Origin of the sequence: Aeromicrobium sp. UC242_57 (genome assembly GCF_044452305.1) — a bacterium.
Taxonomy (GTDB): domain Bacteria; phylum Actinomycetota; class Actinomycetes; order Propionibacteriales; family Nocardioidaceae; genus Aeromicrobium.
The window spans coordinates 613,205-626,256 of record NZ_JBIOAM010000003.1 but is presented as its reverse complement, the minus strand read 5'-3'; the positions used below and the strand labels follow the sequence as shown (position 1 = coordinate 626,256).

Genomic DNA, 13,052 nt, shown 5'->3' with positions numbered 1-13,052 from the left:
GAGGTTCCTTGTGGATATGGATCACGACGTCGGGCTCAGGGCTCCACTGTCCCTGGTGCTCTCCCACGCTGAACCCGCCTTTGGGAACCTTCCAGCCACGTACGGTGCAGGGTTCGTCCTCGTCTAGCGCAAGGGCGACCATCAGATCGCGGAACTCCTTTCCTTTCCGTGATCCCCTAAAGCCACCAAGGTCTTCGACGAACTCGGTGTCGCTATCGCGGGTATGCAAAGTAGAGCCAGCTCAAGTCCGAACACCTTTCCGACCTTCTGCGTTCTCGGACAGTCGCCCCTGCTGTGGGGAACGGGGCCCTCACTGTCGCTATCTCGCTCAGAGTACTGCGGTTGACTTGATACTGGATTTGGTCAGCGTTCCCTCGGAGGAGCTGCGGGGATCCCTCGCTGACGACCCACGCAGGCGGCTTCGCCGCGAGTGGTGCGCCGTGCTGGTGGGGCCCACTCGATTCACAGAGCCTTTATTCATGACGGATGCCCCGAGCAAAGAGCGCTCGGGGCATCCGTCATGAGTGGAGCTGCGGGGAATCGAACCCCGGTCCTACGGCGCTGAGTCAGGGCTTCTCCGGGTGCAGTCTGTCTAGTCGATTTTCTCGGCCCTGGCGCTCGAACAGACGCGTCGCCAACAGGCCCAGTCACAGAAAAGTCCCAATCACACCCTGCAACACAGTGTGATCAGCAAGTCTCCTTAATGAGACTGGCGATCCGGAGCGGAGACGCCCCCGGGCCAGCCCTTCACCTATCGCTTAAGCAGCGAGGGCGAAGTCAGTGCGCTTGGAATCGGCACTTGTTGGTTTCCAGAGATCGTTAAAGAGATAACCCTGGATCCTCTACCCGCTTCACCTGAATCGAACGACCTTAGTCGAAACCGATCAGCCCCTCTTGAGTTTTCAAGCGTTGCCGAAGCAACATCTCCATCCTACTCCCCTATGACACGCCTAGGTAGCAGCACGGCAGCGCAGGCAGCCGCAGCGACCAGCATGCCGATGCAGATCCACGTCCCCATCTCGAAACCCGGGCCGAACACGTCCGGGTCAGCGAAGTTCGATCCGGCGATCCCAGCGATCGGCGGGATCGCCGCCACGGCCAACAAGGACGCCGTGCGGGCGACAGCATCGTTGATGCCCGACGCGATGCCGGTCTGCTCCATCGGAGCCGCGGCCAGCACCGCCGTCGTCAGCGGCGCAACCAGCACCGTGATGCCGGCGCCGAACATGATCGAGGCGGGCAGGACGTCGGTCCACATGCTTGCCCCTGCGCCGATGCGGAGCATCATCGCCAGACCCACCGCAGCGATCAGCGGACCGACCGTCATCGGCAGTCGCGGACCGATGCGCGATCCCAGCTCGCCGGCCTTGGCCGAGAACAACAGCATGATGATCGTCATCGGAACGGTCGAGAGGCCAGCTTCGAGCGGGCGAGAAACCTGACACGTACTGCAGCTGCTGCACCAGCAGGAAGCCTGACGCTGCCAGGGCGCCGTAGATCGCGAACGTGCAGATGTTGGCGGCAGTGAAGACCCGATCGGCGAACAGCCCAAGCGGCACCAACGCGTGGGGCGTCAGCTTCTGGTGCACCACGAACACCACCATCAGCACGACACCGGCGGCACCCCACACCCAAGAACCGTCGACCAGTCCGTACGTCAACGCAGCCAGGCCTGCTGCCGTCAGACCGGCGCCCGCATAGTCGATCTTTCCCTGATCTCCGCTGGTCTCAGGCACGTGGCGCACCGTCAACCAGATCACGACTGCGGCAAGCGGGATGTTGAGCCAGAAGATCGACCGCCACCCCACCGAGTCGACCAAGGCGCCACCGACCAGCGGGCCGATCGCGGTCGTCACTCCCGACAGACCTGACCAGGCGCCGATCGCCTTGCCACGGTCTTCGGAGGCGAACACCGCCGAGATGATCGCGAGGCTTCCCGGCGTCAGCAGGGCCGCGCCGACGCCCTGCAGCCCGCGTGCGAAGACCAGCACACCGATCGTCGGGGCCACGGCGCACAGGACGGACGCGACCGCAAACCACGCGACACCGATGACGTACACCCGGCGACGGCCGAGCCGGTCTCCCAGCGAGCCGCCGACCAGGATCAGCGCCGCCAACGTCAAGGTGTAGGCGTTGACGATCCACTGCACGCCCGCCGCGCCGGCGTCGAGGTCGGCGTTCATCGCGGGCAGGGCCAGGCCGACGATCGAGCCGTCGAGGAAGGCCATGCCGGAGCCGAGGATCATCGCGGCGAGCAGCCACACACCTTGGGGTGTGGCGAGCCTGATGGTCCCGGCCTGGCTCACCGCGCGATGCCGAACAAGCCGACGCCGAAAGAGCTCGGCCGCATTGCTCCACAGCACCTGACGCATCCAGTCGTCGCCCAGGTCGAGCCGTTGCAGCACCTCGACCTGGTGCGCGTAGGCGTACGGGATGTTCGGGAAGTCGGTGCCGAACAGGATCTTGTCCTGCAGCGTCCGCAGCCGCGGGATGATCCCGTCAGGAACTGGTTGGCCCCAGAAGTCGACGAACGCCATCGTGGTGTCGAGCCGCACGTTCTCGTACTTCTCGGCGAGATCGCAGAACTCGTCGATCTCTGGCATGCCGAGGTGCGCGATGATCAACGCGAGGTCAGGGTGCCGCGAGAGGACGTCTGCAACGCCCGCCGGTCCGGTGTGCGCGCCAGGTGCCGGCCCGGATCCGGCGTGCAGGACGATCGGCGTCTCGCTCTCAGCCAGCGCACCCCACACCGGTTCGAGCAGCGGGTCGTTCGGAGCGAAGTCGCCGACCTGCACGTGCACCTTGAACACCTCGACGCCGTCGGCGATCAAGGCCGGCACGTAGGTCGCCGCCTCGGGGCTCGGGATAGAACGTCGCAGATCGCAGTGCCTCACGCGTCCGGTCGGCGAACGCGGCCGTCCAGTCGTTCATGAATCCCGCGATTCCGGGCTTGTGCGCGTACGACAGGGTCGAGAACTTGCGAATGCCCATCGAACGCAGGTGCGCGACCCGTTCTTCGTCGCTGGTGCGATACGTGATGGGCCACGGACGACCGAGCAGCGGACCCGCAGCATCGAAGTAGGCCCACACCTTCGCCAAGATCTGCGGCGGCATGAAGTGCGCGTGGACGTCGATGATGCCCGGCACACCGAGCCCCGCTGCCAGATCTGGCAGGTCGGCGTCGGCCAGTGCCACTAGTGGATGCCCTTGAGCCGCCGACCGAGATCGCGTTCGGCCTCACGGGTCGCATCACGTTCGGCGATCGCATGCCGCTTGTCGTACGTCTTCTTGCCGCGCGCCAACGCGATCTCGACCTTGGCGCGGCCGTCCTTGAAGTACAACGACAGCGGGATGATCGTCAGGCCCTTCTCGGAGGTGCGACGCTCGATGCGAGCGATCTCCTGGCGGTGCAGCAGCAGCTTGCGCTTGCGTCGCGTCGCGTGATTGGTCCACGTGCCCTGCGTGTACTCAGGAATGTGGACCTGCAGGAGCCAGATCTCACCGTTCTCGACATCACCGAAGCCGTCGACCAGCGACGCGCGCCCGGCACGCAACGACTTCACCTCGGTACCGGTGAGGACGATGCCAGCTTCGAAGGTGTCCTCGATGTGATAGTCGTGGCGCGCCTTCTTGTTCTGCGCTACGAGCTTTCGCCCCGTCTCCTTGGCCATCAGACCATTGTGTCATCCCGTGCCAGGTGGCGGCGAGCGAGCGTCCCGGCACTCGGCCTTTCGACGAGCTGAAGGAGCGCCAGTCACAGCCAGCCCATCGGGTTCACGGTCGAGCCGTTGGCCAGCACCATGAAGTGCAGGTGGCAGCCCGTGGAGTAGCCCGTCGTGCCGACGTAGCCGATGACCTGGCCACGCGAGACCTTGGAGCCGGCGCTCAGCGCGAACCGCGACATGTGGTTGTACGTCGTCACGACGCTGACGCCACGCTTGACACCGTTGTTGAGGATGACCCGGTTGCCGTAGGCGCCGTTGAAGTACTGCTCGACGATCGTGCCGCTGGCAGCTGCCTTGATCGGCGTGCCGCAGCCGACACCGAAGTCGGTGCCGTCATGCAGCTTGTACACGCCGGTCACGGGGTGCACGCGCATGCCGTACGGCGACGTGATGGGGCCGTTGACCGGGTAGGACAGCGCTCCCCCGCTGTCACCGCCCGATCCCTTGCCACCGGACTTGACCTGCTTGGCGGCCAGCGCCTTGATGCGGGCCTCGAGGGCCGCTGCTTCGGAGCGGAACGCCTGGTACTGCCGTTCGTCCTCGGCCTGGGCCGACGCCGCGAGGCGCTTGGCACCCTGGCGCTTGGTGACCAGCACCTCGACCTGCTCGGCCTGGACCTGTGCGATCTTCTCGAGCCGCTGCTTCTCGGCCAGGTTGGCGGCGGCCTGCGCGCGCTGCACCTTGACCTGGTCGCGCAGCTTCCGCACCTTCTGACGCTTCAGCTCGAGGATGACGCGTGTGGCGTCGAGCCTGCCGCATCGTGGCGACCTGCTGGTCGCTGATCGCGGTGTTGAGGCTCAGCTGCTCACCCGAACTCCTCAGCGTCCTCGCCGCGCAGCAGTCCGCTGACAGCGCGGAGCTTCGGATCGCCCTGCAGGAACTCCTGCACCGCGAACTCCTCGACGCTCGCTGCTGAGGCCTTGAGCTTCTTCTCGCCCTTCTTGAGGTTGACCCGTGCGGTCTCCAGCGCGACCTGGCTGCGGTTAGCTTGACCTGCATCTCCTGGTCGACCGCCTTCGCGGTGGCAACCTTCCCGCGGGTGCTTCCCAGCTCGGCGACTGCCGAGTCGAGTCGCCCCTGCGCCCGCTTCAACGCCGCAGCGGCTTCGATGAGCCCTGCGTGGACGCCTCGAGATCTTTCTTGGCCTTGGCCGCCTCGCTGGTGGCTTCCTTCTTCTGCCGTTCGAGATCGTCTTTCTTGTCGGCGAAAGAGGAATGGACATCGTCGCGACGAGTGCCGTCGCGAGCAGTCCGGCTGTCAGCGCATGGCGACTTCTGGTGAACATGACCTCGACCTTGGGGGAAGGATCCCCGCGGACCGGGGACTGTCGATGTGATGGAGAAAAACTATCAAGCCCGACTTTAGGCTACGAACCTCAGACGTCGAGGTATTTGCGCGTCAGCAGGAGTGTCGGGATCATCGCGAGGATCACCGCGAGGGCCGTCGTCAGGCCCATGACCTGCACGGCATCCGCCCAGCCCACCCACGTCGTGAAGTTGCTGAGGGTGTCGCGCAGGTAGCCGTAGACGACGAACTTCATGAAGGCCGCGAGCCCGCCGATCGCCAACGCCGCAGAGATCAGCGCCGCCAGCAGCGACTCGAGGAGGAAGGGCAGCTGGATGTGCCAGCTCGACCACACCGACGAGCCGCATGATGCCGATCTCGCGGCGCCGCGCGTAGGCAGTCATCCGGATCGTGTTGGAGACCTGCAGCACTGCCGCGACGACCAGGAGCGCCGAGATCGCCAGCGCACCGTTGCGGAGGCTTGTCGAGTGCCGTGAACAACGGGCCGAGGGTCTCCTTGAGCGAGATGACGCTGCCGACTCCCTGCATGCCACCGAGCTGGCTCTCGACGCTGTCGTACTTCTGCGGATCGTTCAACGTCACGAAGTAGGACGACGGGAACGACTCGGGGCTGATGGTCTCGAGCTGGCGACGACCCGTCTCTGACTGACCGAACTTCGCCTTCGCGCTCTCGTACTGCTCGGCCGGCGTGCGCTCGTCGAACGACTTGACCTGCGAGTTGCCCCGCATGGCCTCCTCGATCGCGGTCTTCTGCTCCGCTGTGGCGACGCCACCGATGCAGTTGGCGCTGGGCGAGTTCTTGGTGCACAGGTTGACCTGCAGCTGGAGGCGGTCGCCGAGGTACTTCTCGGTGCGATCGGACTGGGCCAGGATCAGCAGACCCGAAGCTGCCAGCAACAACGACACGGTCATCGTCACGATCAACGAGATCGACATCGACTTGTTGCGCGACAGGCTCTGGCGCAGCTCACTGAGGGTGCTTCGCATGATGTCCTTAGTTCTGGTAGCCGTAGATGCCGCGGGCCTCGTCGCGGACGATCAGCCCGCCTTCGAGCTCGATGACCCGTTTACGCATCTGGTCGACGATCGACGAGTCGTGGGTTGCCATCACGACGGTCGTGTCGGTGCGGTTGATCCGGTCGAGCAGCTTCATGATGCCGACGCTGGTGGCCGGGTCGAGGTTGCCGGTGGGCTCGTCGGCGATCAGGATCATCGGCCGGTTGACGAAGGCGCGGGCCACGGCCACACGCTGCTGCTCGCCGCCGGACAGCTCGTCGGGCATGCGATGCCCCTTGCCGTCGAGGCCGACCATCTCGAGCGTCTCGGGCACCAGCTTGTTGATCTCGCTGCGGTGCTTGCCGATCACCTCGAGGGCGAACGCGACGTTCTCGGAGACGGTCTTGTTGGGCAGCAGCCGGAAGTCTTGGAACACCGTGCCGACCTGGCGGCGCAGCTCGGGCACCTTCCAGTTGGAGGCTGTTGATCTCCTTGCCCGCGACGTAGACCCGACCGCTCGTCGGACGGGCCTCCCGCAGGATCAGCCGCAGGAAGGTCGACTTGCCCGAGCCCGAGGCTCCGACGAGGAAGACGAACTCGCCCTTCTCGATCTCGAGATCGACGGCGTCGAGCGCCGCACGCTTCTGGCCGGGATAGGTCTTGGTGACCTTGTCGAATCGAATCACCCGATCGAGTTTAGGCAGGTACGCCCAGCACGTGGGGACGCACCGCCGTTCGGCCCCGCCAGTTCGAACAGATTCAGCCGCGTGCTCGCGACGCCAGCGAATACCGGCCTCGATGAAGTCGTCGATCTCGCCGTCGAGCACCGCCTGGGTGTTGCCGGTCTCGTACTCGGTGCGCAGATCCTTGACCATCTGGTACGGGTTGAGGACGTAGTTGCGCATCTGGTCGCCCCACGATGCCTGCACGTCGCCGCGCATCTCGTCGAGGTGCGCCCGCTCCTCGGCCTTCTTGAGGGCGAGCAGCTTGGCCTTGAGGATCACCATCGCGCTGGCCTTGTTCTGCAGCTGGCTCTTCTCGTTCTGGCAGCTGACGACCGTGCCGGTCGGGATGTGCGTCAGGCGGACGGCCGAGTCGGTCGTGTTGACGCTCTGACCACCGGGACCGGACGAACGGTAGACGTCGACCCGGATCTCTTCGTCGGGGATGTCGATCTCGTCGGTCTGCTCCAGCACCGGGACGACCTCGATCGCCGCGAACGACGTCTGACGACGTCCTTGGTTGTCGAACGGCGAGATGCGCACCAGGCGGTGGGTGCCGGCCTCGACCGACAACGTGCCGTAGGCGTAGGGCGCCTTCACGGCGAACGTCGTCGACTTGAGCCCGGCCTCTTCGGCGTAGGACACGTCGTAGATCTCGACGGTGTATCCGTGGCGCTCGGCCCAGCGGATGTACATGCGCTGCAGCATCAACGCGAAGTCGGCGGCATCGACGCCACCGGCGCCCGAACGGATCGAGACCAGGGCGTCACGTTCGTCGTACTCGCCGGACAGCAGGGTGCGGATCTCGAGCGAGTCGATGGCCTTCTTGATGCGCACGAGCTCGGCGTCGGCTTCGGCGAGGGTGTCGCTGTCGCCCTCTTCGGCGGCCATCTCGTGCAGGAGCGAGACGTCGTCGAGGCGCGACCGCAGGCCCGTGACCCGCTCGACCTCGGCCTGGAGCACCGAGAGTCGGCCGGTCACGCGCTGTGCGTTGGCCTGGTCGTCCCAGAGGTCAGGTGCACCGACCTCTTCTTGCAGTGCAGCGATCTCCACGCGCACCGCATCGAGGTCGAGCACTTTCTCGATCGACGTGAGGGTCGCATCGAGTGCCTTGGTCTGCTCTGCAAAGTCAGGTGTTGCCACCTGTCGAGGTTACCGTGCCGGGTCAGACGCTCTTGCGGCGGAACTCCGGCGACTGGGTCGGCCCGGTCGCACCGTGGGACTTCTCGCTGCCGTCATGGTCTGCGCCCTCGGCGGTTGCGTGGTGCTTGCCCGCCTTCTTCTCCAGGGCTTCGCGGAACTTCGCCTTCATGTCGGCCTTCTGGCCGTCATCTGTCGATCCTGTGCCTTGTGAGTTAGCCATGGGGCCACCTTAGCGTCCGTGTGATGTGATCGTCCTGTGAGCAAGGAGTGCCTGTTCTGCGGGATCATCGCCGGGACGATCCCCGCTGCGGTCGTGCTGGAGACCCCTGACGTCGTCGGCTTCCTCGACACGCGTCCGGTGTTCAAGGGGCACGTGCTGCTCGTGCCGCGCATCCACGTCGAGACCCTGCCAGATCTTCCGGAGACGCTTCTCGTGCCGCTGTTCTCGACCGCGCAGCGTGTCGCGGACGCCCTCACGTCCGGGCTCGGTGCGCAGGGGACGTTCGTCGCGATGAACAATGTGGTGTCGCAGAGCGTCCCCACCTGCACGTGCACGTCGTGCCGCGCACCAAGGGCGACGGGCTCAGGGGCTTCTTCTGGCCTCGGACGAAGTACGCCGACGACGAGGCCGAGCAGTACGCCACACGTATCAAGGAGGCACTGGCATGACCCTCACCCGCGACGAAGCCACGGCGAAGGCCTGCACCGTGCTGGCGGCCGAGGTCACGCCGTACGCCTCCAGCGGCTCGAGAACGACCCGGTGTGCGGCGGCTACGCCTTCCTCGCTGGTGACACCGCCGCGATCATCGGCTTCCACGGGGGCTACCAGACCAGCATGCTCGGGCACACCGGCGAGTCGATCGAGACCCTCATCGCGGGGTGGCTCGTCGAGCAGCGGCACCACCACGGCGTCGAGGCCCCGGTCGCCGCCCACGCCACGCATCCCTGCCCGATCTGCGGCGCCCTGACCGCGCACACCGATCGCTATCCCCACTCGGTGTGCGTCGACTGTCAGAGTCGGGCAACCGACCGGGAGGGACGTCGGATCGTCGGCTACAACGAAGGCTTCTCCGGCGGGCTGATCGTGTTCTACGCCGAGTCCCCCGCGGGTCCGCAGTCCGAGATCGCCGGCGAGGTGCTCGAGACCAGACGCTGCTGGATCGACGGCATCGAGTGCACGATCGGCGAGGCCCGCTTCGGCGGTGTCGTGATCGAGCGCCAGTAGACGACCGAAGGCCGAAATCGCAGGCGGAAGACCCTCCGCACGGCTTATCCTGCCCACGTGACCACCATTGATCCGTTGTTCCTGCCAGAAGGCACGACGTTCACTGCTGCTGACATCACCTTCTACGCCGCGCAGGACCGCAGGTCGATCGACGACGCGATCGACACCGCCGACCTGCTCATCAGCTGCCCGCACTCCGGTGCAGCGATTCCGGGCGAGCTGCGCCCGTTCTTGGTGCCGGAGTTCAGCCGTCGTCTCCAGCACCGACTACACCGACTGCTCGACGTCGCCGATCGCCCGGCGGTGGGCCGAGCTGGACCCGTCCGTGGTCTACGTCGAGAACCCGCACCCCCGCCTCGTCCGCGACCCCAATCGCGCCCGTCCGGGCGACCTGGCCGCAACACTGACCGAGGCCCTGCACCGCGTGCGTGAAGCCGGGCCGTTCAACCCCGTCGACCTCACGGGCGTCGACGCGATCCGCCCGGTGACGTTCTCGTTCTTCCCGATGCTCGTCGTGCCCGACAGCGATGCAGGTGTCGCCGAGCTCGTCGACGCCTTCGTCGAGGCCGGTTCCCGTGGGGTGGACGTGTACCAGGCGACGCGCGAAGACCTGATCGAACGCATGGTGTCGCGCACCCTGGCGGGGGTCTCGCCGTCCACCCACTTCACGACCCTGTCGTTCCACGACACCATGAACTGCACGACGACCCGGCAGGGCGCGGTCAACGTCGAACGAGATCCCAAGGACCGTCTCCCCGCGATCGTCTCGCTGTCCAACCGCGGCGACCACGACGGCGAGCCCCGGGCCGACGACCCCGTCGTCACGATGGCGCCCGACCGCCTGCGAGTGCTGGCCGAGGCACACCGTACGGCGTTCGAGGCGGCAGACCCGCACGACGTCCAGCTGAACCAGCCCTATCTCGGCAGCCAGGAGATCATCTCGGCCGGCGCGCGGTTCCGTCAGCTGGCGCCGCAAGCAGAACGAGCCGGCGTGACCCTCGACGCCGTGCAGGGCGAGTTCTTGCGCGAGCTGCTGCTCGGCGCCGAGAACGCCGCCCACATCAGCCGTCCTGGTGGCGACTCGCCCGACGCTGACCCCGATCACGTCGACCGGATCGCCCGGTCGTGCATGGCCGCGTGGGCGACGTACCGGGAGCAGCGAGCGGGCTCCTGATCGGTCAGCTGTCCCCTCAGCCGAGGACGAGGCCCAGCAACGCACCCGTCGCCACCGTGGTGACCGCCAAGATGATGGTCGGCAACGCGAACGAGTGATCGATCAGCTTGGTGCCGAGCTTGGTGCTCCCGGTCTCGTCGAAGTTCGCGGCCGCGATCTGGGAGCCGTTGGTCGGCAGCAGGTAGATGCCCGCGAAGGCACCCGCCCACATGCCCGTCAACAGACCCGGCGCGACCCCAGCGGCTAGTCCGATCGGCACGATCGTCCGGGTCGCGGTCGACTGGCTGGTCGTCAGGACGCAGACCACGAACACGCCCAACGCGAAGATCCACGGCGCGTCCTCGACGAGCCCGCCGATCGAGTCGACGATCTCGCTGGTGTGTGCCGAGATGAACGTGTCGGTCATCCAGGCCAGACCGAACAGCGCAATTGCCGAGACCATGCCGGCCCGGAACACCGTCTGCTCGGGGATCGCGGCGACCTTCGGGGCGCGAGACCAGCAGGATCAGCGTGCCCACGACGAACATGATCATCTGGATGATGGGCGTCATGCCCAGCGGTCCACCATCGGCATCCTCTGGCCTCAGGCCCTTGAACAGACCCAGCACCACGATCGCAAGGACGCCTGACAGGAAGATCAGCGCTGCATTGCGTCCGGCCGTCGTGGCCTTGACCTCGAGCTCCTTGAGCGCCTTCGCTCCCGGTGCGTCGAGCTCGCCAGAGCGGATGCGCTCCTGGATCTCGGGATCGTCCTCGATGTCGGCTCCCAGCCGGTTGACGACGATCGAGCTGAGCACGATGCCCACGATCGCCGCCGGGAGCGTGACCTTGATGATGTCGAACATCTCGAAGTTGTACGGGGCGACCTCGGTCAGCGTCACCATCGCGGCCATCGCCGCTGACACGGGGCTGCACGCCAGGGCGACGCCGGTGGCCACGACCGACAACGACAGCGGGCGCGACGGTCGGACGCCGTTGCGGTACGACAGGTCGCTGATCACCGGGAGCAGCGGATACAAGATGTTCGACGTGCCCGCGCCCACCGAGAACAAGAACGACACCAGCGGCGCGATCAGCGTGATCTGCTTGGGTCGGGCCGCGATGAGCTTCGCGGCGACCGTCACAAGCCAGTCGATGCCGCCGGCCAGCTGCATCATCGAGGACGCCAGGACGACCGACAGGACGATCAGCAGTGCGTCGACCGGCGGGCTGCCGACCTCCTCGCCGAAGACGAACACCAGGATCGCGACGCCCGTGCCGCCCCACAGGCCCAGGGCAACGCCGCTGGATCGGGTGCCCATGACGATGGCACCCAGCACGACAAGCAGTTCCAAGATGATGATGAACGTGTCCACGAGCGCTCCTCGGCCAGGATCCTGTTGGCGAGGATCCTACTCACATTCGGCGTCATTGCGCCTCACTTAGCCGAGCCGTCGCTCACTCCCCCAGCGTCAGCCGCGCGGTCGCTTCAGCGACGATGCGGGTGCGAGAGCTCCATCCCGGTGGCCTGATGGCCAGGTCGATCCTCCGCTCGAGCCTGACCGTGACCTCGTCGTCGCTGATCGAGACCCGCGCGACCCGCGTCCCTGGTGTGGTCACGTACTGCCTGACGAGACGTCGTGCCTGACTCCGGTCGAGCACGATGTCACCCTTCTCGTAGAACGTGTCGCGGCTCAACCCGTCTGCTGCGGCGATCGCGGCCCCATCGGCGAGGTTGTCGAGCTTGCGTCGTTCGAGGAAGGCCGCCGACGAGTTGACGACCACGACCACGAGCAGACCGATCACGACCAGGAAGCCCACCGTCATGACCGTGATCTGACCCTCCTCACGGCTCGCGGCCGTCGATGTCATCGCCCGCTCCGGAAGCTGCCGAATGCCTCAATGTGGGTGCTGTCGACCCGTACCCCGCCCAGCTGTCCGCCGAGCACCTGCGGCGTGAGCGGCAGACGCTGAGTCGTCCGTACCCTCACCCGCACCGACGACCCCGGGCGCAGGCACGCTGCCCTCGTCGGCAGGCACGTGACGTCGACCGATGCGCCGCGAAGGCCTTGATCGCTCAGAGCGATCCTAGCTGCGGCCCGCGCTCGACGCTCGCCCGTCACCGCGTCTGGCGACTGCAAGAACGCCCTCGCTGCCGCTCGGCTCGCCGTCGATACTCCGTACGAGGCCCGCTGGGTGTCGAAGACCGCGATCAGGAGGTAGACGAACGGGACCAGAAGGAGCAGCGTCAACCAGACGAACTCGACGGTCGCGGAGCCACCGTCACGCCTGTTCATGGCGGCACTTCCCGCACCGCGTGGCCCTGCACCGCCACCGAGACCGAGGGACCGAACAGCCCGAGCGCAGGGACCCGGGCGCGCACCTCGACCTGCGCTGCCGGGACCCCTGAGATCGTCGTCCAGGTCGCCGTCACGTCAGCGGCGTACCGGTCGTCGAGGGAGTCACGGATGATCCGACGAGTCTGGTTGGTCCCATCCGAGGTCGTCGCACCGAGTGGTGCCGCGGCGCGGGCGCCTTCTGATGCAGCCGCTGCCAACGTGTTGCGGACGTGCAGCACGAGGGCCACCTGGGCTATGCCCAGCACGAGCGGGATCAACAAGGTCATGACCAGCACGAACTCGACCACCGCCGCACCCCGCTCGTGCTCCCGTGCCGCCACTCAGCCGCCAACCGCCGACAACGCCTGATCGAGCATGGTCTGCAACCGTGGCCCGGCCAGTGCGGCAAGCAGCGCGACCAGGCCTGCGGACATGACCGTGATC

Annotated in this window: 15 protein-coding genes, 1 other RNA gene and 3 pseudogenes; 3 read left to right on the top strand and 16 right to left on the bottom strand. The window is 66.4% G+C overall.

Annotation, left to right across the window (positions count from 1 at the left end; translation table 11 throughout):
- Positions 1-522: 522 nt before the first annotated feature.
- From ssrA to ACHMWU_RS13710, 11 genes and pseudogenes are all read right to left on the bottom strand, one after another.
- Positions 523-892: a transfer-messenger RNA gene (gene ssrA, locus ACHMWU_RS13760) on the bottom strand.
- A 154-nt stretch (positions 893-1,046) separates the two neighbouring features.
- A complete protein-coding gene (locus ACHMWU_RS13755; RefSeq protein WP_396044497.1) occupies positions 1,047-2,840 on the bottom strand; it encodes an MFS transporter in 1,794 nt (597 codons plus the stop codon).
- Positions 2,731-3,195 carry a hypothetical protein gene (locus tag ACHMWU_RS13750; RefSeq protein WP_396044495.1) on the bottom strand — a complete coding sequence of 155 codons (465 nt, stop codon included), beginning with the start codon at positions 3,193-3,195 and terminating at the stop codon, positions 2,731-2,733. The genes ACHMWU_RS13755 and ACHMWU_RS13750 overlap by 110 nt, the downstream gene beginning before the upstream one ends.
- Positions 3,195-3,671 (bottom strand): SsrA-binding protein SmpB, encoded by a 477-nt coding sequence (smpB, locus tag ACHMWU_RS13745; protein ID WP_396044493.1) that lies wholly within the window; start codon positions 3,669-3,671, stop codon positions 3,195-3,197. The genes ACHMWU_RS13750 and smpB overlap by 1 nt, the downstream gene beginning before the upstream one ends.
- Positions 3,672-3,754: 83 nt before the next feature.
- A complete protein-coding gene (locus ACHMWU_RS13740; protein WP_396044491.1) occupies positions 3,755-4,432 on the bottom strand; it encodes a M23 family metallopeptidase in 678 nt (225 codons plus the stop codon).
- A gap of 98 nt (positions 4,433-4,530) precedes the next feature.
- The gene (locus ACHMWU_RS13735) at positions 4,531-5,010 is read right to left on the bottom strand and encodes a hypothetical protein (protein ID WP_396044489.1); all 480 of its coding nucleotides are present in this window, start codon (positions 5,008-5,010) and stop codon (positions 4,531-4,533) included.
- A gap of 90 nt (positions 5,011-5,100) precedes the next feature.
- A complete protein-coding gene (locus ACHMWU_RS13730; protein WP_396044487.1) occupies positions 5,101-5,292 on the bottom strand; it encodes a hypothetical protein in 192 nt (63 codons plus the stop codon).
- Positions 5,293-5,303: 11 nt separating this feature from the next.
- Complete coding sequence (locus ACHMWU_RS13725) at positions 5,304-6,017, bottom strand: cell division protein FtsX (RefSeq protein WP_396044485.1); 714 nt, start codon at positions 6,015-6,017, stop codon at positions 5,304-5,306.
- Positions 6,018-6,024: 7 nt separating this feature from the next.
- Positions 6,025-6,712: pseudogene (gene ftsE / locus ACHMWU_RS13720) on the bottom strand (cell division ATP-binding protein FtsE).
- An 87-nt stretch (positions 6,713-6,799) separates the two neighbouring features.
- Positions 6,800-7,891, bottom strand: a pseudogene (gene prfB / locus ACHMWU_RS13715) (peptide chain release factor 2); the annotation flags it as partial.
- A gap of 22 nt (positions 7,892-7,913) precedes the next feature.
- Entirely contained in the window at positions 7,914-8,111 is a 198-nt protein-coding gene (locus ACHMWU_RS13710) for a DUF5302 domain-containing protein (protein ID WP_396044483.1), read from the bottom strand.
- 36 nt (positions 8,112-8,147) lie between these two features.
- Between ACHMWU_RS13710 and ACHMWU_RS13705 the strand changes: the two genes are divergently transcribed.
- The 3 genes from ACHMWU_RS13705 to ACHMWU_RS13695 are packed head-to-tail and all read left to right on the top strand — an operon-like array spanning position 8,148 to position 10,290.
- Positions 8,148-9,116 carry an HIT family protein gene (locus ACHMWU_RS13705; protein WP_396044480.1) on the top strand — a complete coding sequence of 323 codons (969 nt, stop codon included), beginning with the start codon at positions 8,148-8,150 and terminating at the stop codon, positions 9,114-9,116.
- 57 nt (positions 9,117-9,173) lie between these two features.
- Entirely contained in the window at positions 9,174-9,548 is a 375-nt protein-coding gene (locus tag ACHMWU_RS13700; RefSeq protein WP_396044478.1) for a hypothetical protein, read from the top strand.
- On the top strand, positions 9,442-10,290 hold the full coding sequence (locus ACHMWU_RS13695; protein ID WP_396044476.1) for a hypothetical protein: 849 nt from the start codon (positions 9,442-9,444) through the stop codon (positions 10,288-10,290). The genes ACHMWU_RS13700 and ACHMWU_RS13695 overlap by 107 nt, the downstream gene beginning before the upstream one ends.
- 16 nt (positions 10,291-10,306) lie before the next feature.
- Here ACHMWU_RS13695 and ACHMWU_RS13690 read toward each other — a convergent pair whose 3' ends face one another.
- The 5 genes and pseudogenes from ACHMWU_RS13690 to ACHMWU_RS13670 all read right to left on the bottom strand — a co-directional run bounded on the left by ACHMWU_RS13690 (position 10,307) and on the right by ACHMWU_RS13670 (position 12,949).
- On the bottom strand, positions 10,307-10,732 hold the full coding sequence (locus ACHMWU_RS13690; protein WP_396046748.1) for an anaerobic C4-dicarboxylate transporter family protein: 426 nt from the start codon (positions 10,730-10,732) through the stop codon (positions 10,307-10,309).
- 58 nt (positions 10,733-10,790) lie between these two features.
- Positions 10,791-11,609: pseudogene (locus ACHMWU_RS13685) on the bottom strand (anaerobic C4-dicarboxylate transporter family protein); the annotation flags it as partial.
- A 118-nt stretch (positions 11,610-11,727) separates the two neighbouring features.
- The gene (locus ACHMWU_RS13680; protein WP_396044474.1) at positions 11,728-12,141 is read right to left on the bottom strand and encodes a pilus assembly protein TadG-related protein; all 414 of its coding nucleotides are present in this window, start codon (positions 12,139-12,141) and stop codon (positions 11,728-11,730) included.
- Complete coding sequence (locus ACHMWU_RS13675; protein ID WP_396044472.1) at positions 12,138-12,566, bottom strand: hypothetical protein; 429 nt, start codon at positions 12,564-12,566, stop codon at positions 12,138-12,140. The genes ACHMWU_RS13680 and ACHMWU_RS13675 overlap by 4 nt, the downstream gene beginning before the upstream one ends.
- A complete protein-coding gene (locus tag ACHMWU_RS13670) occupies positions 12,563-12,949 on the bottom strand; it encodes a TadE family protein (RefSeq protein WP_396044470.1) in 387 nt (128 codons plus the stop codon). Before ACHMWU_RS13670 ends, ACHMWU_RS13675 begins: the two co-directional genes overlap by 4 nt.
- Positions 12,950-13,052 lie beyond the last annotated feature (103 nt).

What these genes read in the sequence shown, in the direction of transcription:
- smpB (WP_396044493.1), bottom strand. Translation starts at nt 3,671, where the DNA reads ATGGCCAAGGAGACGGGGCGAAAGCTCGTAGCGCAGAACAAGAAGGCG.
- ACHMWU_RS13735 (WP_396044489.1), bottom strand. Translation starts at nt 5,010, where the DNA reads ATGTTCACCAGAAGTCGCCATGCGCTGACAGCCGGACTGCTCGCGACG.
- ACHMWU_RS13725 (WP_396044485.1), bottom strand. Translation starts at nt 6,017, where the DNA reads ATGCGAAGCACCCTCAGTGAGCTGCGCCAGAGCCTGTCGCGCAACAAG.
- ACHMWU_RS13710 (WP_396044483.1), bottom strand. Translation starts at nt 8,111, where the DNA reads ATGGCTAACTCACAAGGCACAGGATCGACAGATGACGGCCAGAAGGCC.
- ACHMWU_RS13690 (WP_396046748.1), bottom strand. Translation starts at nt 10,732, where the DNA reads ATGGTCTCGGCAATTGCGCTGTTCGGTCTGGCCTGGATGACCGACACG.
- ACHMWU_RS13680 (WP_396044474.1), bottom strand. Translation starts at nt 12,141, where the DNA reads ATGACATCGACGGCCGCGAGCCGTGAGGAGGGTCAGATCACGGTCATG.
- ACHMWU_RS13675 (WP_396044472.1), bottom strand. Translation starts at nt 12,566, where the DNA reads ATGAACAGGCGTGACGGTGGCTCCGCGACCGTCGAGTTCGTCTGGTTG.